Here is an 841-nt window from a genome sequence, read left to right on the forward strand (position 1 = left end):
TGCAGGCTGTCGCCGGTATCCACATCACCGAAACCGAAGTCACCGGACGTAAAGGCATGACTGTTGTCTTCATCAATGAACAGCGTTTTATCCGATGCTGTCGGCGCTTCATTCACCCCATTAACGGTGATTGTGGCCGTAGACGTTGATTCCAGCCCCTCATCATCACTCATGGTATAGGTGACAGTGACGGTAGCGCTTTCTCCGGCAGCGAGATAACTGAAATCAGAACCCGGGTTAAACTGCAGCTGGTTACCCACAACACTGACCGTGCCACCACCTGTAGTACGCGTTCCATCACTGTCCGTAATATTGGTAATACTGACATTGTCCAGACTGAAGTTTGCAGAACTGTCGTTGCTGTCGACATCGGTATCATTGGCCAGAACATCAACCGTCAGTGTGGTGTTTGCGGCAGTGCTCTTTGTATCAACAGCTGCAACCGGCGCATCATTCGTTCCAGTGATCGTAATGGTAACGGTGGCCGGCTCACTCGTGTTGTGTGCCGTACCGGAATCATCCACCGCTTCATAGGTAAACGTAACCTGACGGGTTTCTCCCGCGGCCAGGTCCTGGAAGTCACTGCCCGGATTGAAACTGAAGGTGCCGTCATTGTTGTTGGTTACCGTGCCTTCGGTTGGTTGGGTCAGAATGTTGAAGGTGTGGGTATCAGTCGTATCTGCGTCCGAGGCACCAAAGTTGCCCGTTACCGCTGCACCATCTTCCGTGGCACTGACACTCTCAACCGCCGCTGTCGGCTTGTCGTTGGTGCCCGTGATCGTAATCGTGACGGTGGCCGGTTCACTGGTGTTATTTGCCGTACCGGAGTCATCCACCGCTT

At 53.4% G+C, this 841-nt stretch carries 1 protein-coding gene; it reads right to left on the minus strand.

Annotation, left to right across the window (positions count from 1 at the left end; translation table 11 throughout):
• Positions 1-841 (minus strand): Ig-like domain-containing protein (locus AC27K1_RS21600; RefSeq protein ID WP_487152864.1); only part of this gene is annotated, 841 nt, incomplete at both ends.

It is taken from the genome of Kistimonas ophiarachnellae, from assembly GCF_057552235.1.